Raw genomic sequence first — 22,177 nt, forward strand, 5'->3', positions numbered from 1 at the left:
GGCATTCCGGGCGGAGCAAGGCAGCTAGCTATCGCGCCGCCAGAGACAGACGGAGCGGGTGGGCAACTTGCCCTCCGGCCCGTCATCGGAGACGAACAGCCTCTCCCATTTGCCTGGGGGCAGCGTGAGAGCCACAGCGTGCCGGCCCCGGTTGATCGCGATCAGCAGGGTTTCGCTCTCCCCCGCAAGCACGAGGCAGAGTGCATCCAGGTGAGGCCACTCGTCGTCTGCGATCCCCGTTCCGTCCGCCTTGAGCCAGCGCGCATCTGGTGGCTCGCCCTTGCCCGTCAGGAAGCTGTTCGCCTGCAGCAGCGGGTGCTCGCGACGCAGCGCGGCAAGCCGGGCGATGAGCGCCACGAGCGTCCCGTCAGCATTCTCCCAGTCGAGCCAAAACCCTGCATTATCTTGGGCATAGGCGTTGTTGTTGCCAGATTGAGTCCGGCCGGTCTCGTCGCCGGACTGTAGCATCGGCACGCCGCGAGAGAGGAACAGGGTGGCCAGAAGCGCCCTGACGTCGCGAGCGCGCGCAGCCGTGGTGTGCGTGTCGTCGGTGCGTCCTTCGACGCCGTTGTTCCAACTGTGGCTGTCATTGTCGCCGTCGCGATWGTCCTCGCCGTTGGCCTCGTTGTGCTTGGCGGCGAAGCTGACGAGGTCGGCGAGCGTGAAGCCGTCATGGGCTGCGAGGAAGTTGACGCTGGCGGCGGGACCACGGTGCCGGGAGGCAAACAGGTCCGCGGAACCGGCGAGCCGTGTCGCCAGTGCGCCGGCAGCACCATTGTCGCCGCGCCAGAAGCGCCTGACATCGTCGCGATAGCGCCCGTTCCATTCCGCGAAGGGGGCCGGGAATTCGCCCAGCCGATAGCCGCCCGGGCCGATGTCCCAGGGCTCGGCGTTCAGTACCACGTCGGCGAGATCCGGATCCTGCAGCATCGCGGCAAACAGCGGGGCGTCCTGCGAAAAACCGGTGTCGGAGCGGCCCATTACGGTGCCGAGATCGAAGCGGAACCCCGCGACGCCAAGCCCACGCCAATGCCGCATTGCATCCATCGCCATGCGCATCACCGGGGCGCGGTCGAGCGCCAGCGTGTGGCCGCAACCAGTATCGTTGATCAGGCGCCCGGGATCGTCGGTGGCGTGGCGGTAGTAGACGGCGTTGTCCAGACCGCGCAGGCAGATCGTGGCGCCGAACTCGTCGCTTTCGGCCGTGTGGTTCAGGACGATGTCGAGGATCACGCCGATCCCCACCTCGGCATAGGTCTCGCAAAGCGCGCGCAGATCGGCCGCGCCCCCTGGGGCCAGGCGCGGATCGAGCGCGAAGAAGTTCACGGGATTGTAGCCCCAGGCGTTGCTCAGCCCGAGCGCCGGCAGATGGCGCTCGTCCATCCAGGCCGCGACCGGCATGAGCTCGACATGGCTGACACCGAGCCTGGCAAGGTGAGCGAGGATGGCTGGCTCGCGCAGGGCTGCCAGCGTGCCGCGAATGGGGCCAGGCACCTCGGGATGGCGCATCGAGAAGGATTTGACGCCGAGTTCATAGATGAAGCTCGGGGCTGTCCTCTCGACGGGGAGCGTCGCAAGCGTATCCGCGACGATGCAACGTGGAACCAGATGGGCGGTATCGACGCCATGCTGCGCCAGTCGCGGGTCCCAGCGAAAACCGCGGTCGATGGATGTCGCATAGGGGTCGACCAGCAGTTTCGCGGCATCGAAGCGGTGCCCAAGCTCGGGCTGGAACGGTCCAGCGACGCGCAGGCCGTAGCGCAGCCCCGGCGCTGCCCCGCGCAGGAAGCCGTGATGGATATCGCCGCTGCGGCAGGGAAGAGGCAGGCGCGCGACCTCGCGCTCGCCGGGCTCGTCGAACAGGCAGAGTTCAACCCTGTCGCCGTTACGCGAGAACACCGCGAAGGCAACGCCGTCGGCCGTCACCGTGGCGCCCATGCGGGCCGGCAGCGGGCAAGGTTCGAGCCGCGTGGCGCTCATCGAGATCGCTCCTTGTCGCCCTGCGCGGCGGTCTTCCCAAGAGTTTGCCGATCCGCGTCATCCCGGACGCAGCGCAGCGATATCCGGGATCCATTCCGGAGCGCTTACCAGTGTCGTTCAGGAATGGATCCCGGGTCTCCCTGCGGTCGTCCGGGATTACGGTTGGGCTTCGACGCGAAATTGCCAGCAGGCTGTGAACACGCCGGCAAAGCAGCCGTCCTAGCCCTTGGCGGCGAAACCGGCATCGACGTGCCATATCCGCTGCGCATATTCGCGGATCGAGCGATCGGCGCTGAACCAGCCGCAATGGGCTGTGTTGGCAATGGATTTGCGCCACCAGCCGGGCTGGTCGGCCCAGAACGTATCGATGTGGCGCTGCGCCTGGCGATAGCTCTCGAAATCGTTGAGCACCATGAACCAGTCGTTGGCCCGCAGCCCCTCGACCAGGCCGAGATAGCGGTCGCGTTCGCGCGGCGAGTAGGCGCCGCCGGCCACCGCATCGAGCGCGCCTTCGAGATGGGCGGCGTTGGCGATGACCTCGTTGGTCGGTCGGGGATTGCGCTTGGCCTCGTCGACCTCTGCGGCGCTCATGCCGAAGATCACGATGTTCTCCAGCCCCACGCGTTCGCTGATCTCGATATTGGCGCCGTCCATGGTGCCGATCGTGACCGCGCCGTTGAGCGCGAATTTCATGTTTCCGGTGCCCGAGGCCTCCATCCCGGCGGTCGAGATCTGCTCGGAGACGTCGGCAGCGGGGATGATGATCTCGGCGGCGCTGACATTGTAGTTTGGCAGGAACACCACCTTGAGGCGGTCGCGCGTGGTGATGTCGTTGTTCACGACATTGGCGACGTCATTGATCAGGTTGATGATCGCCTTGGCTGTCCCGTAGTTGGAGGCAGCCTTGCCCGCGAAGATTTTCACGCGCGGGGCCCAGTCGCGATAGGGCTCGGAGCGGATCGCGTCGTAAAGCGCGATCGTCTCAAGGATGTTGAGCAACTGGCGCTTGTACTCGTGGATGCGCTTGATCTGCACATCGAACAGCGCCGAGGGATCGACGATCACGCCGGTCTCGTGCTTGATCACTGCGGCGAGCTTCAGCTTGTTCTGCCGCCTTATCGCGATCAGTCGTTCATGCAGGCTGGCATCGCCAGCATGGGCGGCCAGGCGCTCGATCTGCTCGATATCGTCGGTGAGGCCATCGCCGCAGACCTCCTTCAGCAGGCTGGTCAGGCCGGGATTGGCGCCAAAAAGCCAGCGCCGCGGCGTGATGCCGTTGGTGACGTTGGTGATGCGGTTGGGAAAGATCGCGTGGAGCGGGGCGAAGACGGTCTCCTGCATCAGCTTCGAATGCAGTGCCGAGACACCATTGACCGTGTGCGAGCCGACGAAGGCGAGATGGGCCATGCGCACGCGCTTGCCGTGATATTCGTCGATCAGCGAGATCGTCGAGAGATCGACCTGGTCGCCGCCGGGCGCCCGGCGAACGCCGTCTAGGAAGCGGGCATTGATCGCGAAGATGATCTGCATGTGCCGAGGCAGCAGGCGCTCCATCAGCGCGACTGGCCAGGTTTCCAGGGCCTCGGGCAGAAGGGTGTGGTTCGTGTACGAGATTGTGCCGTTGGTGATCGCCCAGGCATCTTCCCAGGAGATCCCGCGCTCGTCGATCAGCAGCCGCATCATCTCGGCTACGGCCAGCGCCGGATGGGTGTCGTTGAGCTGGATCGCGACCTTGTCGGGCAGGTTGTCGAACTTGCCGAACTGCCGGAAATGCCGACCGACGAGATCCTGCAGCGAGGCCGAGGTGAAGAAGAACTCCTGCCTCAGGCGCAGTTCCTGGCCCGCCGGCGTGGAATCGTTGGGGTAGAGCACCTTCGAGATCGCCTCGGCGCGGTTGCGCTCGGCGACGGCGCCGGCAAGGTCGCCCTTGTTGAAGGCGTCTAGGGAGAGCGGGTGCATCGCGCGGGCGCGCCATAGCCGCAGCGTGGTGGCATCGCGGCCGCGCCAGCCGACGATCGGCGTGTCATAGGCAACGGCAAAGACGGTCTCCTCTGGCGTCCAGACGACCTCGCCGGGCTTGTCTGTCGCCGCCACGCCGCCGCCGAAACCGATTTGGTATGCGCTCTCGCGCCGATCGAACTCCCAGGGATTGCGGAAGGAGAGCCAGTCCTCGGGGACCTCGACCTGCTTGCCGCCATCGATGCGCTGCTTGAACAGGCCGTGGTCGTAGCGGATCCCATAGCCCAGCGCCGGAACACCGGTCGAGGCCATCGCCTCCATGTAGCAGGCGGCCAGGCGGCCGAGGCCGCCATTGCCGAGCGCCGCATCGGGCTCGATCGTCTCGATCGCGCTGAGATCGACACCGAGCTCGGACATTGCCTGAGCGACGACGCCGGTCAGACCGAGATTGCTCAGCGCGTCGGCGAGCGAGCGGCCGATCAGGAATTCCAGCGAGAGATAATAGACGCGCTTGCGGCCGGTCCTGTAGCTCTCGCGCGTCGAATGCTGCCAGACATTCACGATATGATCCCGCACGGCCAGGATCGCTGCAGTCAGCCAGTCATGCGGCTGGGCCACAGACGGGTTCTTGCCGAGTGAGTAGGTGAGCTTGCGGACGATTTCGGCCTTCAGCTTCTCTACCAATTCCGTCGAATTGGGCTCGGTGGCGGCCTTGGCCTGCGTGGCTGTGTCGTTCAAGCGTCGGCATCCTGGCTGTTGCGGCTGTGGCGAGTGTCGAACCAACGCCATGCCAAGTCCAGCCGAAACCGCACTGCAACATGGTTGTGCGTTTCGCTGTGCCTTGGCGCGAGCCTTGGCTGATCGCGGCCTCAGTTCGTCGGGCTGCGTGTTTCGTCCCGTGCGCGCTCGCCGATCTGCTTGGCGCCTGTGACAGCGGAGCCGGTGAAACCCACCAGGCTCGTCCATACGCTGCGCGTATAGGCGCCCTCATGGACCACGGCGTCGTAACCGATCGCCAAAACCAGAATAACCAAAAGAATTCGCATCGATCCCCCTCCTGTCGAACGCGGGAACAACGCTGCCGCGCTCGCCGGGGTTCCAGAAAGCTCGCAGGCGAACCAGCCGCGACGATTGGTCCCGATCCCTGGAACTCGCGCGCAGGGTCATTCGTTGCTAGGAACATACAGTGAACATGGAGATGGCGTCTTGGCTCAACTCACGGTGATGCAGAAGCTCGCGATCCTGAGCGATGCGGCGAAATATGATGCGTCCTGCGCATCCAGCGGCACGTCGAAGCGCAATTCGCTGGGCGGGCAGGGCATCGGCTCGACCACTGGCTCGGGCATCTGCCATTCCTATGCGCCCGACGGGCGCTGCATCTCCCTGCTGAAGATCCTGCTGACGAATTTCTGCAGCTATGACTGCGTCTTCTGCATCAATCGCTCGTCGAGCAATGTCGAGCGGGCGCGGTTCTCGGTCGAGGAGGTCGTGGATCTCACGCTGAACTTCTATCGGCGCAACTATATCGAGGGCCTGTTCCTGTCGTCGGGCATCATTCGGTCGCCTGACTACACGATGTCGGAGATGGTGCGCGTGGTCAAAACCCTGCGCGAGGTCCACCAGTTCCGCGGCTACATCCACCTCAAGCTCATCCCGAGCGCGAGCCCCGACCTCGTCACCGAGGCCGGACTCTATGCCGACCGCGTCTCGGTCAATGTCGAGCTGCCGAGCGAGATCTCGCTGAAGCGGTTCGCACCGGAAAAGAAGCCGCGCGAGATCGGCTCGGCGATGGGCGGGCTCAGGTTGAAGATCGAGGAGAGCAAGGCCGAGCGCGTGAAGAGCCGCAAGGCGCCGGTCTTCGCTCCCGCCGGCCAGAGCACGCAGATGATCGTCGGCGCGGATGGGTCAAGCGACGCCTCCATCCTGCAGCGCAGCGCCCAGCTCTATGGCTCGTTCGGTCTGCGCCGGGTGTACTACTCGGCCTTCAGCCCGATCCCGGATTCGTCGAGCCAATTGCCGCTGGTCGAGCCGCCCCTGATGCGGGAACACCGGCTCTATCAGGCCGACTGGCTGACCCGGTTCTACGGTTTCGAGGTCGGCGAGATCCTCGACACGCAATCGGGCGAGATGCTCGATCTCGCCATCGACCCGAAATTGGCCTGGGCCCTGCGCCATCGCGAGCGCTTTCCGGTGGACGTCAACAAGGCCGACCGCGAGCACTTGTTGCGGGTGCCGGGGCTGGGAACGCGCAGCGTCAAGCGGATCATCGAGATGCGACGCATCCGGCGGCTGACGCTCGACGATGTCGGCAAGCTCGCGCGCTCCGTGACTGTGCTGCGCAACTTCATCGTCACCGCCGACTGGCGGCCCGGTGCCGCGCTCGACAGCGACCGCCTTCGCCAACATCTAGCGCCGCGGCCGCAACAGCTGGCGCTGCTGTGATGGTTTCCGCCAGGCTCGCCCATCCCGCCGATTACGAGGGCTGGCGCAGGCAGGCGAGAGCGCTCGCGCAGCGCGGGATCGCCCCGTCGGAGGTCGCCTGGCTGGTCGGGCAGGAGGCTGGCGGCCTGTTCGGCGGCGCGGAGGTTGCCTGCGACGCTCCCTCGGACGGCGCACGACTGACGGTGCCGCGCGCTTTTCTCGAGCTTGCCGACCAGGTGATCTGCCACAGCGATCCCGAGCGCTTCGGCATGCTCTACCGCATGCTGGCGCGCCTCCAGCATGAGCCGCAATTGCTGAAGCTCACGACGGATGCGGATGTCCACCGCGCCGAGGCCATGGCGCGCAGCGTCCGGCGCGACGTCCACAAGATGACCGCCTTCGTGCGGTTTCGCGAAGTGGAGGATGACGATGGCGGGGTGGCCTATGTCGCCTGGTTCGAGCCAGAGCACTTCATTCTCGAACGCGCCTCGCGCTTCTTTGTCGAGCGCTTCGCGTCGATGCGCTGGTCGATCCTGACGCCGCAGGGATCGCTGCACTGGGATCTCGCGAAGCTGCATGTCGGCGCGCCTGCGTCGCGTTGCGATGCGCCCAACGACGATGCGATCGAGGATTACTGGCGGACCTATTACGCCAACATCTTCAATCCGGCGCGGCTCAAGATCAAAGCCATGAAGGCCGAGATGCCGCAAAAGTACTGGCGCAACCTGCCCGAGGCCGAACTGATCGCGCCCCTGATCGCGGGTGCTGCCCGGCGGGCCGCGGCGATGATCGAGACCATGCCGACGCTGCCCCCGGAGCGGCACCTGAGGCAGGCCGAGCGAAGCCGCGTGTTGGCTGTCTCGCCGGACGAGTCGTTCGCGAGCCTGGAGCAGGCGGCATTCGCCTCGCGCGACTGCCGGCGCTGTGGGCTATGCGAGCACGCGACGCAGACCGTCTTCGGCGCCGGGCCGATGGATGCGCGCGTGATGTTCGTCGGCGAGCAGCCCGGCGACCGCGAGGACCTGTCAGGCACGCCGTTCGTGGGTCCAGCCGGCGAACTCTTCAACCGGATCATGGGCGAGGCTGGCCTCGACCGGCGCAAGGCCTATGTCACCAATGCGGTGAAGCACTTCAAGTTCGAGGTGCGCGGCAAGCGCCGCATCCACCAGAGCCCCGGCGCCGGGGAGATCAAGGCCTGCCGCTTCTGGCTCGGACTCGAGCGCGATTTCGTCAAGCCGGAGCTGATCGTGGCGATGGGCGCGACTGCGCTGCGCTCGTTAACAGGGCATTCCGGCTCGCTGGGCTCGATGCGCGACAGGGACCTGACACTCGAGGACGGCACGCGATTGCTGGTGACCGTGCATCCGTCCTACCTGCTGCGCCTGCCCGACGAGGAGACGCGACGTCGCGAGACGGAGCGCTTCCTGGGCGATCTCAGGCGCGCAGGCGAACTTGTCCCGGACATGCAAGTGGGGAGGGCGGCCTGAAGGGTCGGGCGCGTTGCCCCGCACCCTTCGCGGGCATCCGGCCAACTGGTTTCAGTTCGCAAGGATGCCCACGGGTGAAGAATCAGACGGCCGGACGGGCCAGATGATTGTTCAGGTCGACGCCAATTTTGCCGGCGGCGAAGATGTTGAGCGCCTCGGTATCGGCAAAGCGGTAGCCGTTCTCGATCAGACGAGAAGTGAACTGCCTATTGTACAGAAACGAAACGATGAACTGCCACAGTCCGAACGTACACACTGTAAAGAGGAGATGAAGGGCAGCGACTCCAAGTTCGCCCCTGATCAACGGAACCCACCAGCCGAACAAAAGATACGTCCAGGAGTAACCGACAAAGCCCTTTTTTACCAACCCCGTGCTATTATTCTTCATCATTACGACTTGAGCCATATCTATCCCCCCGCGGACTGAGCGTCCGGGCCGCATGCCTAGTGTTGTCGCGGAGGGGGCACAAGGGCATCAGGGTGTCGCCATCAGGTCTTTCAACCGGAGCTTTGCGATCCTCTCGACCTGCGCCAGCGCCGTCTCGAATTCGGTCTCGGGCGTGCTCTTCAGCCGCGCCTCGAAATTGGCGACGATGTCGGCCTTGCTCAGGCCCCTGACGGCGATGATGAAGGGGATGCCGAAGCGGGCCTTGTAGCTCTCGTTGAGTGCGATGAAGCGGACACGCTCGTCGCTGGTCAGGCGGTCAAGACCGGCTGACGCCTGCTCCAGGCTTGATTCGGGCGTGAGTTCGCCCGCCGCGGCGAGCTTGCCGGCAAGGTCGGGGTGGGCAAGCAGCAGAGCGCGGCGCTGATCGGGTGAGCCTGCGTGCATCGCGCGGCTCATGGCGGCGTGCAGGCCCTCAACGGTATCCTCTGCCTCGCTCAGGCCGGCGTCATGCGCCGCCTCGGCGATCCAGGGGGAATGCTCCCATACGCGGCCATAAACTTCGACGAACAGCGCCTTCGGCAGTTTCGAGGGCCGATAGCCATCGGCCGGCGGGTGACGACGGACCCAGTGCCGCGCGATATCGAGCCGGGTCGCGACCCAGACCCGCTCATGCGACTGCACATAGTCGAGGAAGCGCGCCAGCGCGGCCGCGCGACCGGGGCGCCCGACCAGCCGGCAGTGCAGGCCGATCGACATCATTTTAGGCGCGGTCTCGCCCTCGGCGTACAGGATGTCGAAGCTGTCCTTGAGATAGGCGAAGAACTGGTCGCCGCTGTTGAAGCCCTGCGGGGTGGCAAAGCGCATGTCGTTGGCGTCGAGCGTGTAGGGCACCGCGAGTTGCGGGCCGTGCGGACCCGAGAGCCAATAGGGCAGTTCATCGGCATAGACATCTGCCGTGTAGAGAAAGCCGCCTTCCGCCATGGTCAGCGGGATCGTCCGCTCGGAACTCCTGCCCTGGTATATGCCGAGCGGGCGCGCGCCTGTCAGGTCCTGCTGGATCGCAATGGCCTCGAGGATGTCGGCGCGCTCGCGTTCGGCGGGGATGTCGCGATAGTCGATCCATTTCAGGCCGTGGGTGGCAATTTCCCACCCGGCCTCCTGCATGGAATCCACGATCTCGGGATAGCGCGCCAGCGCACTCGCGACGGCAAAGACGGTGACCGGCAGCTTGCGCTGCGTGAACATCCGCCAGAGCCGCCAGTAGCCCGCACGCGAGCCGTATTCGTAGATCGACTCCATGTTCATGTGGCGCTGGCCGGGCCAGGGCGCGGCGCCAACGATCTCGGAGAGGAAGGCCTCGGAGGCGGCGTCGCCATGCAGGATGTTGTTCTCGCCGCCCTCCTCGTAGTTAATCACGAACTGCACCGCGATGCGGGCGCCGCCGGGCCAGTGCGGATTGGGGGCATTGCGGCCGTAGCCGACCATGTCGCGGGGGTAGGGGGCGTCGGTCATTGGATACTCTACCTATCGATCATGCTTCGAAACATGCAGTCATTCCGGACGAGCGGCGAAGCGCCGATCCATCCCGGCGCCTTTCCTGCACATGTCCGGAAAGGTTCTGGGGTCTGTGCTGCGCAGCGCTCGCGATGACGGCGCATCCTTGGCGAACAACCAACCTAGCTGCCGCGATAGGTGGAATAGCTCCAGGGCGAGGCCAGGAGGGGGACGTGGTAATGCCCTTCTGGATCGGCGATGCCAAAGCGGATCGGCACGATGTCGAGGAAGGCAGGTTCCGGAAGGGCGCTCCCGAGACCCCGAAAATAGGCGCCGATCTCGAAGCGCAATTCGTAGACGCCGGTTTCCAGCGTGTCGCTCAGCAGCGGCTCGTCGGTGCGGCCATCGACATTGGTCAGCGCCTGCGTCATCCGATCGCGGCCACCTTCGGGCAGGATACGGTCGAGGGTGACCATCACACCGGCGGCCGGCCTGCCATTTACGGTGTCGAGCACATGCGTCGAGAGACGTCCCATGGGTCCAATGTCCTGTTGCTAGGATGAGGCGCGCGGAACGAAGCTTGCCTTCGCAAAAAGGCGAACCCTAGTCTGGACGCACTACGCAAGTTTCATCCCGGATTCGTCCCTGTCAATCGCGGCGGCACATCTGGCTGAGGGGAGGTCGCGGATGTTTGAGGCCTATCTCGTCGAGTGGGGCGGCATGCTGCTGCGCTGGCTGCATGTGATCACTGCGATCGCCTGGATCGGCTCGTCCTTCTTCTTCATCCATCTCGACGCGTCGCTGCGGCCGGCCGCCGACATCCCGCCGGGCGAAGGCGGGCGCGCCTGGCAGGTCCATGGCGGCGGCTTCTACGAGATGCGGAAATATCTGGTCGCGCCGGCGGTGATGCCCGCCGAGCTGACCTGGCACAAATGGCAGAGCTACTGGACCTGGATCTCCGGCTTCTTCCTGCTGGTCTGGGTCTATTATGCGCAGTCGGAACTCTATCTGATAGACCCGCACGTGATGGCGTTGTCGCCGCTGGCAGCCGGCGCCATCGGTATCGCGGCGCTGGTGCTGGGCTGGCTGTTCTATGACTGGCTTTGCCGCTCGCCGCTGGGCAAGAACGACGTCGTGCTGGGCGTGCTCGGCTTCGGCTATGTGGTCGCGGCGAGCTGGGCCTTTGCCAGTGTGTTCTCGGGGCGTGGCGCTCTTATCCATACCGGCGCGCTGATGGCGACGATCATGACCGCCAACGTCTTCTTCAACATCATGCCGGGCCAGCGGAAGGTGATCGCGGCGCTGACGGCTGGCGAGAAGCCCGATCCGAAATACGGCAAGGCGGCGAAGCAGCGCTCGACGCACAACAACTACATCACCCTGCCGGTGCTGTTCCTGATGCTGTCGAACCACTACCCGGTGACCTACGCGAATTCGGCGGTGATCCCGGCGCTGGTGGCGCTGATCATCGTGGCGGGCGCGCTGATCCGACACTTCTACAATGTTCGTCATGCCGACCACGCGAAGTCGCCCTGGTGGACCTGGGCCGTGGCGATCCTTGCGCTCTGGCTGGCGTTCTGGCTCGCGATGGCATCTTCACCCGGCGGGCGGGAGCAACTCGGCCTGCCGGCGCGTGAGCCTCCAAAGGCGACGCTGCTCGCGGGGATGAGCCTACCGCCGGCCGAGGTCGCCAACATCATCTCCGGCCGCTGCGCCATGTGCCACGCGCCCGAGCCGTCCTGGCCGGGGCTCCAGATCGCGCCCAAGGGAATCTGGTTGCATGAGCCCGAGCGTATCGCGATCCAGGCACGTGCCATCCGGACGCAGGCTGTGATGACGCATGCGATGCCGCCCAACAACCTGACCGGAATGACCCAGACGGAGCGCCATGTGCTCGCGGCCTGGCTTGCCGGAATGCGCTGAAAAACAAGCGGCTGTCTGCAATCGTTCAGCCTGTTCACAGGGTGCGCACGCAAACGTGAAGCCATTCAGTTTCGGTTCATATCGCCGCCAGCATTGTCCGGAGTGACTGACAGGCTGGAGGCAGGTGCCCAATACCGGGACCGTCCGTGCCGGGGACCCGGGGGTCCAGGTGAGACGTTTGGATGCGAAGGGCACCAGCTATCTGCTGGCGGCCGTAGGTTTTGTCTTTGCCTGGACGGTGCTCTGCTGGCCGTGGCTGTCGGGTTCCGTCACGATTCCCTTCGATGCGAAAGCCCATTTCCAGGCTCAGATCCAGTTCCTTGCCCAGGCGCTGCATTCCGGCCAGTCGCCGTTCTGGACTCATAACGTCTTCGGCGGCTCGCCCCAGATCGCCGATCCGCAATCCCTGATCTTCTCGCCGGCAATCCTGCTCGCGCTCCTTTCGCCATCGCCGAGCTTCCGCATGGTCGATGCCTATGTGCTCGCTCATCTCCTGGCCGGTGGCCTCGCCATCCTGATGTTCTTCCGCGATCGCGGCTGGCACCCCGCCGGCGGCGTGCTGGCGGCGCTGGTCTTCGCCTTTGGCTCCTCGGCGGCGTGGCGGGTCCAGCATGTCGGGCAGATCGCCAGCCTTGCCTTCTTCGCCATCGCGCTCTGGCTGACGGCGCGGATGCTGCAGCGCTCTTCGCTGGCGTCCGGCGCACTGGCCGGCCTCGCGGCCGGTATGATGGTGCTCGAGCCCGACCAGGTCGCGCTCCTGGGCGCCTATGTGCTGATCGGCATGGTCGCGGCGCATTGGCTTGCCGGTGGCTGGAGCGCGTTGCGGGCAAGTCTTGCCCCGATCGCGGTCGCGAGCCTCGCGGGCGTGGTCACCATCGCGCTGCCGCTGCTCTGGACCTGGCTGTTCGCGGAGGCAAGCACGCGCCCCGAGATCGACTTCGTCGAGGCGGCGCGCGGTTCCCTGCATCCCGCTTCGCTGCTGACCGCCTTCGTCGCAGACCTCTTCGGCGCGAGCGACCCGGGTGTGGAGTATTGGGGACCCTACAGCTCAGGCTGGCAGTCGCATGAGGGCTTCCTCTCGCAGAACATGGCGCAGGTCTATATGGGCGCGCTGCCGCTGCTGCTGCTGATCGCGCCGGGCCTGACGCGCGGCTGGCTTTTCAACAAGGCGATCCTGCCCTTCACGCTGCTTTTCGTGTTCATGGTGCTGTTCGCGCTGGGCCGTTTCACTCCGGCCTTCGAGCTGTTCTACGACTACCTTCCGGGCGTGAAAGCTTTTCGCCGGCCCGCGGACTCGACCTTCCTGATCGGCGCGCTCGGTGCCGTGCTGGCGGGCTACGTGCTGCATCGGCTGCTCAGCGAGGACAATCTCGGCTCGCTGCGGCGCGACGCCCTGATCGGAGGCGGGCTCGTGGTGGCGACGATCGTAGTCGCGCTCGTTGTCTCGTCCGATGAGCGGCATCTGCGCGACGCCTGGTGGCCTGTGGCCTCCGCGGCGCTGTGGTTTGCCGCGGCGCTTGCAGTCCTGTTCGCCGCGCTGCGCTGGCGCGCGGGCCTTGGCCCGGTCGTCGCCATCCTGCTGGTGACCGGCATGGTCGGCGCGGATCTCAGGGCCAATAACGGACCCAATGAATCAACTGCCCTGGCGCCTGAAATCTACGACGTGCTGCGTCCGGAGACCCATAACGAGACTGTGGCCGTGCTGAAGCGCCTGGTTGCCCAGCCGACGGGCTCGCCGCGGCGGGACCGGATCGAGCTGCTGGGCATGGGCTTCGAGTGGCCCAATGCCGGCATGGTTCATGGCTTCGACCATACGCTTGGCTACAACCCGCTGCGGCTCGCTGAGTTCTCGGACGCCGTCGGCACGCGCGACTCGATCGCGGCTCCCAAGGACCGCAAGTTCACCTCGCTGTTCCCGTCCTACCGCTGCCGCCTCGCCGACATGCTCGGCCTCCGCTACATCGCGACGCCGGTTCCGATCGAGCAGGTCGACCGCAAGCTGCATTCGGGTGACCTCAAACTCGTCGCCCGCACGGCCAAGAGCTACATCTACGAGAACGAGCGCGCTTTGCCGCGCGTGCAGTTCGTCGGAGGCTGGCAGTTGGCCGATTTCGACGGCATGAAGAGCAGCGGAACCTGGCCGGATGCCGATCCGCAGCAGGTCGTGTTGCTCGACGTCGAGCCTGCGGACGCGCGCGCGGAGGGGCCGGTGACCGCCCAGGGTGCGGTCAAGCTGCTGCGCTACGAGAATACGGAGATCGAGATCGAGGTGACGGCGACCGAGGCGGGCTTCGTCGTGCTCAACGACATCTGGCACCCGTGGTGGCAGGCGCGCGTCGACGGGGCAGAGACCGAGATCCTGAAGGCGAACCTGTTGTTCCGCGCCGTGCAGGTGCCGGCTGGCACGCACAAGGTGACGTTCAGCTTCCATCCGTTCGAGGGCGCGCTGGCCGAGTTCCGCGAGCGTGTTGCGCCGCAGGAGCCCGATGGCGACCAGCCGCTGCCGGTGCGGCCTGACGAGCCTCAGGTTGCGCAGGGCACGACGCGCGCTCCGACGCTGTCGGGACCGTCACCTGCCATTCGCGAGACCCTTGGACTCGGCTCGATCCCGGTCGCAAGCGAGCCGCGCCCGCAGATCTCATCGTCGCGGGCGTACTGAGTTCGCCCCGGCACGAAGGCCTGCGGCTCGCTCGACATGACTGCGAAGCGCCGCGGTTCTCCTGGTGCTAGCCCGGGAAACAGCGGCGCTTCGTGATGCGATTGCGCTCAGGCGACGCCGAGCTTCTTCTGCAGCGATGTTGAAGAGGTCGTGTACTGGAAGGTCAGGCGCTTCTCCGGATAGACGTAGCGATGCACCTTCTGGGCGGCCAACGCCGCCTCGTGGAAGCCTGACAGGATCAGCTTGAGCTTGCCCGGATAGGTATTGATGTCGCCGATGGCGAAGATGCCCGGTGTCGAGGTCTCGAACTTCTCGGTATCCGCTGGGATCAGGTTTTCGTTGAGGTTGAGGCCCCAATCGGCGATCGGCCCCAGCTTCATGGTCAGCCCGAAGAAGGGCAGCAGCGTATCGCAGGCGATCTCGAAGGGCTCGTTGTCGGTGCCGCGGCAGACCACGGCCTGGAGTTTGTTGCCCTCGCCCTTGAGTCCGGTGACCTGCCCAAGCTTCATGTCCATCGCGCCAGAAGCGACGAGCGACCGCATCTGCTCGACGGAGTGTGGTGCGGCGCGGAAGTCGTCGCGGCGATGCATCAGCGTGACGCGCTTGGCGATGGGCTGCAGGTTCAAGGTCCAGTCGAGCGCGGAATCGCCGCCGCCGACGATGAGGATCTCGCGGCCACGGAACGCTTCCATCTTGCGCACGGCATAGAAGACCGAGCTGTTCTCATAGCCGTCGATGCCGGGAATCGGCGGCTTCTTGGGCTGGAACGAGCCACCGCCGGCGGCGATCAGGACGCATTTGGTCTCGAATACGGTGCCGGCGTCGGTCGTGACGCGGAACCGCGGCGCCTCGGCCGTGCCGATAGGCTCGAGGGCCTCGATCATCTGGTTGAGGTGGAAGGTCGGGCCGAACGGCTTGATCTGCTCGATCAGGTTGTCGACCAGGCCCTGTCCCGTGATCGTCGGGAAGCCGGGGATGTCGTAAATCGGCTTCTCCGGATAGAGCTCCGCGCACTGGCCGCCGACCTTCGGGAGGATGTCGACCAGATGCGCGCGGATGTCGAGCAACCCAAGCTCGAACACTGCAAACAGACCGCAGGGGCCGGCGCCGACAATGACGACGTCGGTGGTGATGACTTCGCTCGCGGCGGTCTCGACGCTCATGGCTCTTCCTTGGATTCAGTCTAAGTTATAGCAATACTTGAGGGATTTCTCCCGGCCCCGACATGATGCCTCAGGCGGCATCTGGCAAGTGCCGGGCCATGCGTCAGGCGCCGGTATCGGCGAAAAGACCAGCCGCGGAGATGCCGGCTACCGCCGCCGCCTCGTCGTTCTCGGAGGTGTCGCCCGAGATCCCGACCGCGCCGAGCAGGCCGCCCGCTGCGTCGCGGATGAGGACGCCGCCGGGTACCGGCACAAGCGAGCCGCCCACGGCATGGGTCGCCGCCGCGACGAAATAGGGGCGGTCCAGCGCCATCTTGTGCAACGCGCGCGAGCCTAGCCCCATCGCGACAGCGCCGTGGGCCTTGCCGATCGCGATCTCCGCGCGCTTCAGGCTGGTGCCGTCCTGCGCGGAGAACACCTTCTGTGCGCCGCGTGCGTCGAGCACCGCGATGGCCAGTGGCTTGAACCCGCCGAGTTCGGCATGGGACAGGGCTGCGGCAAGGATCGTCTGGGCCTGCGAGAGGGTCAGCATCGGGAAGCCTCCGTTTGTGATCGAAGGCTTGTGCCAGTGCGGCGGCGCCGGGGGAAGGGGCGCTGCGGGCACAGCGGCTTTTCGAAAATGCAGCGGATCATGGGGTGCGCGGGCTATATCGAATGGCCGGCGGGTGGAATCCGGCTTGAACTTGGCGCCCCGGGGGGGCTTGATAGGGGTCCACTGACTGGAGGAAGCCCTATGGGTCTGTTTAGTTTCATCAAAGAAGCCGGCGCCAAGATCTTCGGATCGAGCGAGGCCAAGGCCGCAACCCCGGATGCCCTGCAGAAGGAGCTGGCGGGTCATGGCCTGCCGTCCGACATCGCAATCCAGATCGATGGCGACAAGGTGAAGGTCTCTGGCAAGGCGGTCTCGACCGAGGAAGCCGAGAAGATCATTCTCGCGCTGGGCAACACCGCCGGCGTGGCCTCGGTCGAATCCGACCTCGTCGTCAACAAGGAAGCGGCGGCCGCCGTGTTCTACACGGTCAAGAAGGGCGACACGCTCTGGAAGATCGCCGAAGAGCATTACGGCAAGGGCCAGGGCGCCAAGTACACCGAGATCGTCAAGGCCAACACACCTCCGGTCAAGAACCCCGACCTGATCATGCCGGGCTGGGTCCTGCGCATTCCGCCGAAGGCGTGATCACCTAGGCGATAGCAAACGACAGGGGGTTGCGACCGATCTGGACGCAACCCCAGCGCCGCCCTTCAACGAACACGGGCGCGGAGGCGTCGCTGACGACGCCGAGGGGCTCGCGGCCCGGCAGCCGACAATAGGTCTGGACGATCGGACCCGCGGAATAGCGCGCGGCCCGCAGCGTCACGGTGTCCCTGACATGCTGCCCGCGACGGGCCAGGGGCTCGCCGGGGCGGGTGAATTCCGCCGCGACATGGCCGTTCCTGTCTACCGCAGCGACATAGACGAGATCGTCATCCACGGGCACGGCCCGGCCAAAAAGAGCGCCAAGTGCCTCATCGAGCCGCCCAAGTCTGGCGGGGTGGTCGCCGGCTACGCCAAACAGCTCTACCGATGAGACGATCTGATCACGGAGCGCTGCCTCGAACAGTGCCGCAACCTCGGCTGCGAGAGCTGCCGCCTGCCACAGTGCCTTGCCATAGGCATCCGCGCAGGCGCGCAGCACCCCCCAGAGGTCGACCGGGCCGCTTTCGTCGATGCGCTCGAAGGCGAGATGGCCGAGACTGTCGCGGTCGATCGTCGCGGTGGCGGAAATGCGCCTTCCGGGCGACAACTCCAGCGTGATCGTGGCGACGTCGCCGGGACCTAGCACCGGGACCGGCGCAATCATCAGACCGCCGGCCCCGATGTCGAGTGTCGAGGCGGGGATCCGCATGCCGCGCAGTGTCAGCAGGCAAGGCCCCACCAATGGCCAGCGAGTGAAGCGGCGGCGCTCGCCCCAGGGCTGGGCAGACATTGCGACGCCGAGGCGGCCGCCGGCCTCCTTGATGCGGCCCCAGGATGAGGGCGCGGTGGGTGGCAGGCGGTCAAGACTTGCGCGGATCACCCGCATGCGATGTGGCAGGGACGCCGGTACGGGCACGGTGCCGTCGCGACGCGTGTGTGTACCAGTGGCCGCTTCGAGAGCCTGCCGGGAGATGTCCCGGCTCTCGCCGATCGGGTCATCGGGAGGCTCGGGTTCGCGGTCGGATGATTCGATCATGCAGGTAGTAATGATTGTAAAATACTACCTATACGTGAATCGCGCTTATGGATAAAGCGCTCCCGACGCCGCCTTTGCAGGCGTCGAACACGGCTTCCTGTTACGATACCCGCGCGTTGCGTCCCGGTCGGTGAGGGACACCCTTGCATCCGGCGCTTTTTGCCCGTCATGCTGCCCGGCGCCAAACTACGCAGGCGCGCCTGCCGCCCGATCCGCGTAAAACGTCAATCTCTGGGGAGGGGCGCATGCCGCTCGATCGTCGTCATTTCCTGGCGCTCGCTGGCGGGGCAGTTTCTGCACCTGCGGTATTGCGTGCCACCCGCGCCAACGCGCAGGAGGTGACGCTGAAGATGCATCACTTCCTGCCGCCCGTGACAGCCGGACAGGTGCACTTCCTGAAGCCCTGGGCCGACAAAGTCGCGGCGGAGTCCAACGGCCGCATCAAGATCGACATCTACCCGTCGATGCAGCTAGGCGGCACGCCGCCCCAATTGTACGATCAGGCGCGTGACGGCGTCGTCGACCTCGTCTGGACGCTGCCGGGCTATACGCCGGGCCGCTTCACCGGCACCGAGGCGTTCGAGCTGCCCTTCACCGCCAACAAGCGCGCACTCGCCAACTCGCTGGCGCTGGCGGAATATGCCGAGCAGAACCTGCAGGATGAATACAAGGATGTCCGTCCGATCTGCCTCTGGGCGCATGACCATGGCCTGATCCATGCCAACAGGCAGGTGAAGACGATGGAGGACATGAAGGGGCTGAAGCTGCGCTTCCCGACCCGGCTTGCCGGCGAGGCGCTGCGGGCGCTGGGCGCCAATGCCATCGGCATGCCGGTGCCGCAGGTGCCGGAATCGCTGGCCCAGCGGGTGATCGACGGCTGCGTCATCCCCTGGGAGGTGGTGCCGTCGATCAAGGTGCAGGAACTGGTGAAGTACCACACCGAGATCCCGGGCTCGCCGACCTTCTACAGCGCGACCTTCCTCCTCGCGATGAACCGGGCGAAATACGATGCGCTCGCGCCCGATCTGAAGGCCGTGATCGACAGGAATTCAGGCGCGGCCGCCGCTGCCATGGCGGGGAGGGCTTGGGACCAGCAGGCCATCGTGGTCTCCGAAATGGTTCGCAAACGCGGCAACACGATCACCGTTCTGGACGAGGCCGAGGCTGCGCGCTGGCGCAAGACCACGGAGCCGGTGATCGAAGGCTGGCTCAAGACCGCCAAGGGCAAGGGGCTCGATGGCGAGAAGCTGCTGGCAAGCGCGAGGGCCGCTCTCGCCAAGCACGAAAAGGCAGCCTGACGGCAATCATGGTCGATGCGGGGAAGGATGTGGCGCCATCGGGTTTCGACCGGGTGGTGCGGGCTGTCGCGTTGCTCGGCGGCGTGCTGCTGCTCGCCCTCTCGACGATGGTCGTGGTCAGCGTCACCCTGCGCAGCGATCTCGTCGGTGCAGCCGGCGTGCCCGGCGATTTCGAGCTGGTGCAGATGGCGACAGCGGTCGCGGCGTTCTGCTTCCTTCCCTATTGCCAGCTCAGGCGGGGCAACATCTTCGTCGACACCTTTACCTCGAAGCTGCCGAGGCGCTGGCAGAGGCGCATCGATGCCTGCTGGGACATCCTCTACGGGCTCGTGATGGCGCTGATCTCCTGGCGGCTGGCTGTGGGAGCCAGGGCCGCCTTCGCCAGCGGCGAGAACACGATGGTGCTGCAGCTGCCGAGCTATGTACCGATCGCGCTCTGCTCCGTGCTGGCCGCCCTGGTCTGTGCCACGGCCTTCGTCAGCGCGACCCGCCTGCTGCGGGGCCGGCGGTGAGCGGCGCCATGCTCGCGGTCACAGGGTTTGCGGTGCTGTTGGCGCTGATGGCGCTGCGGCTGCCGATCGGGCTCGCGATGATGCTGGTCGGCAGCGTCGGCTATATCCAGCTCAATGGGCTCGACCCGTTCCTCAACTACATCCGCACGACGCCTTACCAGATCTTCGCCAACTACACCCTGTCGGTGATCCCGCTCTTCGTTCTGATGGGGGCATTTGCCGAGCGCTCGGGGCTGGCGGGCGATCTGTTCAAGGCGTCGTCTGCAGTCGTTGGCCATCGGCGCGGGGGGCTCGGCATGGCCCTGATCGGCGCCTGCACCGGATTTGGAGCAATCTGCGGCTCGTCGGTGGCGACCACCGCGACCTTCGCGCGGGCCGCGCTGCCGCAATTGCGCGGCTATCGTTACGACCCCGGCTTCTCATGCGGGCTGGTCGCGGTCGGCGGGACGCTCGGTATCCTGATCCCGCCCTCGGTGATCCTCGTCGTCTATGCGATCTCGACCGAGCAGAATATCGCGAAGCTGTTCATGGCGGCGCTGATCCCGGGCCTGATGGCCGCCGTGATGTACTGCATCACCATCGCGGTCGTGACGCGGCTGAACCCGACGCTTGCGCCCGCGCAGCCGCGCATCGTCTGGCGCGACCGGGTCGGGCCGCTGCTTGGCATCGTGCCGGCGCTGGCTGTCGCGCTCGTCGTGGTCGGCGGCATCTATGGCGGCGTCCTCACGCCGACGGAGGCCGCGTCGGTCGGCGCCTTCATCATGCTGCTGATCGGGCTCGGGCGACGCACATTGAGCCTGAAGGGCGTCGGCGAGGCGATCCTGCAAACCGCCGAAACCTCCGCGATGATCTTCGCCATCCTGCTCGGCGCCGAGGTGTTCAACGCCTTTCTTGCTCTGACACAGGTGCCGACTGCGGCGGCCGAGATGATCGCGGCCTCGGGCTGGGCGCCCCATACGGTGTTGGTCGGGCTGCTGCTGTTCTACATCGTGCTCGGCGGCGTGATGGACGAGCTCGCCATGATCCTGCTGACGCTGCCGGTGTTCTTCCCGATCGTGGTCGGGCTCGATTTCGGGATGCCGGCCGACGACATCGCGATCTGGTTCGGCATCCTCGTCCTGATCGTGGTCGGCATCGGCATGACCTGCCCACCGATCGGGCTGAACGTCTTCGTCGTCGCCTCGACGGCCCGCGACGTGCCTGTGACCCGCATCTACAAGGGCGTGCTGCCCTTCGTGCTGTCGGACATCATCCGGCTCGCCGTCGTGGTGGCATTTCCGGCGCTCAGCCTCTATCTGGTCAGGCTCCTGGGATAACCGACGGATACCGCACGTGATCGTCAACGACCTCGACATCGACGCCATCAAGGCAGGGCTGGCCGATGGCTCCATCCTCGTCGTCGACGTGCGCGAGCCGCATGAATTCGCTGCCGGTCACATTCCCGGTGCGGTCTCGCTGCCGCTCTCGCGCTTCGATCCCGCCGATATTCCGGACGCGCCGGGCAAGCGCATCGTGCTCTCCTGCGCGGCCGGCGTGCGCTCCCTGCGGGCGCTCGAATTCGCGCAATCGGCAGGGCTCGACATCGACAGCCACTATGTCGGCGGCTTCAAGGACTGGGTCATGCAGGGTGGCGAGATCGCGCGCTAAGCGTTTGACAGAGCCGCCTTTCATGCGGACTTAGGAATCGCCGGGGGGCTAACGAGGATTCCATGATGTCGATCTCCGCTCTCCTCCGCATGTCAGCCATCGCACTCGTGCTTCCGGCGCTCGCTCCCGCCGTGGCACGGGCGCAGGCACCGGCGCCGGGCACCGCCGCGGGCACTGCAGAGGACGCCTCGCTTCAGGCCGCGATCGTCAAGTCGAACGCCTACACGGCGCTGATGAACCGGACGCTGCGCGCGATCCAGTCCTGGGAGCGCTATGCCAGTTGGGTCGACATGAAGAAGGGCCCGACCGGCAAGGAGCGCTACATCACCTATGGTCTCTACAGCCTCTATGACGTCAACGGCGAGATCAAAAAGGCCGATGACGTCCGCACCAAGGAACCGCTGCTGCCAGAAATCGACCAGACGATCGGCCGGTACATCAAGGCCTATCAGGATCTCGCGCCGCTGATTACAAGTGCCGAGCGCTATTACGAGCGCAAGGACTATCGCGACGACGGTGCCGCAGAGGGCAGGCGCCTGCATGTCGGGCTCGTGCCGGCCGCGACGGTGTTCCTCGAGGAGCGCGCCAAGCTCGACGCCCAGATGCGGGTCTACAAAAAGGGGCTCGACGGGCGCGAACTGGCAGCGATCGAACAGAAGGAAGGTCGCTCGGTACGCTGGCAGGTGCGCAACCTCATGATGAACGCACGCGCCGTGATGGATCTGATGCCCAGCAACGAGAAGCCGGTCGTCGACCTCAAGGCCTTCGATGCGGCGACGCTCGACTATGCCGCCGCGGTGCGCGAGATGGACCGCTTCAAGGAGAGCAATCCAGCCGGCATCCCCTTCATCGAAAGCCAGGCGAGTTCCTGGCTCGGCAAACTGCGCGATTTCCGCGACAAGCTCGCCAAGAGCAAGGGCGACGTCCGTCGCGGGGCGGGCAATGATGCGAACTGGCTCGTTAGCTCCTACAATACGATGGTCACGCTTTCCGAGACCGCAATCCGGACGGCGCGCTGACGTTCCGCGAATGC

The 22,177-nt window shown here is 65.7% G+C and carries 19 protein-coding genes; 10 read left to right on the plus strand and 9 right to left on the minus strand.

Features of this window, described 5'->3' with window-relative positions:
* Positions 1-24: 24 nt before the first annotated feature.
* The 3 genes from glgX to AC1D2L_RS07245 all read right to left on the minus strand — a co-directional run bounded on the left by glgX (position 25) and on the right by AC1D2L_RS07245 (position 4,985).
* Positions 25-1,980: a glycogen debranching protein GlgX gene (glgX, locus tag AC1D2L_RS07235; protein WP_476845153.1), complete on the minus strand. Its 1,956-nt coding sequence runs from the start codon at positions 1,978-1,980 to the stop codon at positions 25-27.
* Positions 1,981-2,199: 219 nt separating this feature from the next.
* Entirely contained in the window at positions 2,200-4,728 is a 2,529-nt protein-coding gene (locus tag AC1D2L_RS07240) for a glycogen/starch/alpha-glucan phosphorylase (RefSeq protein ID WP_476845154.1), read from the minus strand.
* A gap of 80 nt (positions 4,729-4,808) precedes the next feature.
* Complete coding sequence (locus AC1D2L_RS07245) at positions 4,809-4,985, minus strand: hypothetical protein (protein WP_476845155.1); 177 nt, start codon at positions 4,983-4,985, stop codon at positions 4,809-4,811.
* A gap of 178 nt (positions 4,986-5,163) precedes the next feature.
* Here AC1D2L_RS07245 and AC1D2L_RS07250 point away from each other — a divergent pair, with 178 nt between their 5' ends.
* On the plus strand, positions 5,164-6,381 hold the full coding sequence (locus AC1D2L_RS07250) for a putative DNA modification/repair radical SAM protein (RefSeq protein WP_476845230.1): 1,218 nt from the start codon (positions 5,164-5,166) through the stop codon (positions 6,379-6,381).
* Positions 6,381-7,847: a UdgX family uracil-DNA binding protein gene (locus AC1D2L_RS07255; RefSeq protein ID WP_476845156.1), complete on the plus strand. Its 1,467-nt coding sequence runs from the start codon at positions 6,381-6,383 to the stop codon at positions 7,845-7,847. The genes AC1D2L_RS07250 and AC1D2L_RS07255 overlap by 1 nt, the downstream gene beginning before the upstream one ends.
* Before the next feature lie 82 nt (positions 7,848-7,929).
* Here the strand turns inward: AC1D2L_RS07255 and AC1D2L_RS07260 are convergent, their stop codons facing one another.
* The 3 genes from AC1D2L_RS07260 to uraH all read right to left on the minus strand — a co-directional run bounded on the left by AC1D2L_RS07260 (position 7,930) and on the right by uraH (position 10,265).
* On the minus strand, positions 7,930-8,253 hold the full coding sequence (locus AC1D2L_RS07260; protein ID WP_476845157.1) for a hypothetical protein: 324 nt from the start codon (positions 8,251-8,253) through the stop codon (positions 7,930-7,932).
* Positions 8,254-8,322: 69 nt separating this feature from the next.
* Positions 8,323-9,747 (minus strand): allantoinase PuuE, encoded by a 1,425-nt coding sequence (puuE, locus tag AC1D2L_RS07265; RefSeq protein WP_476845158.1) that lies wholly within the window; start codon positions 9,745-9,747, stop codon positions 8,323-8,325.
* A gap of 164 nt (positions 9,748-9,911) precedes the next feature.
* Positions 9,912-10,265, minus strand: coding sequence for a hydroxyisourate hydrolase (gene uraH, locus AC1D2L_RS07270; protein ID WP_476845159.1), 354 nt, complete (start codon positions 10,263-10,265; stop codon positions 9,912-9,914).
* A 151-nt stretch (positions 10,266-10,416) separates the two neighbouring features.
* On the opposite strand from uraH, the gene AC1D2L_RS07275 reads away from it, so the two are divergent.
* Both AC1D2L_RS07275 and AC1D2L_RS07280 read left to right on the plus strand, forming a co-directional pair.
* Positions 10,417-11,652, plus strand: a complete 1,236-nt coding sequence (locus tag AC1D2L_RS07275) for a urate hydroxylase PuuD (protein WP_476845160.1) — start codon at positions 10,417-10,419, stop codon at positions 11,650-11,652.
* Between the two features lie 169 nt (positions 11,653-11,821).
* Entirely contained in the window at positions 11,822-14,311 is a 2,490-nt protein-coding gene (locus AC1D2L_RS07280; protein ID WP_476845161.1) for a hypothetical protein, read from the plus strand.
* Positions 14,312-14,418: 107 nt separating this feature from the next.
* Here AC1D2L_RS07280 and AC1D2L_RS07285 read toward each other — a convergent pair whose 3' ends face one another.
* Both AC1D2L_RS07285 and AC1D2L_RS07290 read right to left on the minus strand, forming a co-directional pair.
* On the minus strand, positions 14,419-15,474 hold the full coding sequence (locus AC1D2L_RS07285) for an NAD(P)/FAD-dependent oxidoreductase (RefSeq protein ID WP_476845162.1): 1,056 nt from the start codon (positions 15,472-15,474) through the stop codon (positions 14,419-14,421).
* Between the two features lie 103 nt (positions 15,475-15,577).
* Positions 15,578-16,006: a GlcG/HbpS family heme-binding protein gene (locus AC1D2L_RS07290; protein WP_476845163.1), complete on the minus strand. Its 429-nt coding sequence runs from the start codon at positions 16,004-16,006 to the stop codon at positions 15,578-15,580.
* Positions 16,007-16,207: 201 nt separating this feature from the next.
* On the opposite strand from AC1D2L_RS07290, the gene lysM reads away from it, so the two are divergent.
* A complete protein-coding gene (gene lysM, locus AC1D2L_RS07295) occupies positions 16,208-16,651 on the plus strand; it encodes a peptidoglycan-binding protein LysM (protein WP_476845164.1) in 444 nt (147 codons plus the stop codon).
* Between the two features lie 4 nt (positions 16,652-16,655).
* Here lysM and AC1D2L_RS07300 read toward each other — a convergent pair whose 3' ends face one another.
* Positions 16,656-17,687, minus strand: coding sequence for a PilZ domain-containing protein (locus tag AC1D2L_RS07300; RefSeq protein ID WP_476845165.1), 1,032 nt, complete (start codon positions 17,685-17,687; stop codon positions 16,656-16,658).
* Positions 17,688-17,932: 245 nt separating this feature from the next.
* Between AC1D2L_RS07300 and AC1D2L_RS07305 the strand changes: the two genes are divergently transcribed.
* The 5 genes from AC1D2L_RS07305 to AC1D2L_RS07325 all read left to right on the plus strand — a co-directional run bounded on the left by AC1D2L_RS07305 (position 17,933) and on the right by AC1D2L_RS07325 (position 22,163).
* On the plus strand, positions 17,933-18,985 hold the full coding sequence (locus AC1D2L_RS07305; protein ID WP_476845166.1) for a TRAP transporter substrate-binding protein: 1,053 nt from the start codon (positions 17,933-17,935) through the stop codon (positions 18,983-18,985).
* 8 nt (positions 18,986-18,993) lie between these two features.
* Positions 18,994-19,497, plus strand: coding sequence for a TRAP transporter small permease (locus tag AC1D2L_RS07310; RefSeq protein WP_476845167.1), 504 nt, complete (start codon positions 18,994-18,996; stop codon positions 19,495-19,497).
* Positions 19,498-19,505: 8 nt separating this feature from the next.
* On the plus strand, positions 19,506-20,813 hold the full coding sequence (locus tag AC1D2L_RS07315; RefSeq protein ID WP_476845168.1) for a TRAP transporter large permease: 1,308 nt from the start codon (positions 19,506-19,508) through the stop codon (positions 20,811-20,813).
* A 16-nt stretch (positions 20,814-20,829) separates the two neighbouring features.
* Positions 20,830-21,144, plus strand: coding sequence for a rhodanese-like domain-containing protein (locus AC1D2L_RS07320; RefSeq protein WP_476845169.1), 315 nt, complete (start codon positions 20,830-20,832; stop codon positions 21,142-21,144).
* A gap of 65 nt (positions 21,145-21,209) precedes the next feature.
* A complete protein-coding gene (locus AC1D2L_RS07325) occupies positions 21,210-22,163 on the plus strand; it encodes a YiiG family protein (RefSeq protein ID WP_476845170.1) in 954 nt (317 codons plus the stop codon).
* Positions 22,164-22,177 lie beyond the last annotated feature (14 nt).

It is taken from the genome of Allobosea sp. P1_B10 (assembly GCF_056406735.1).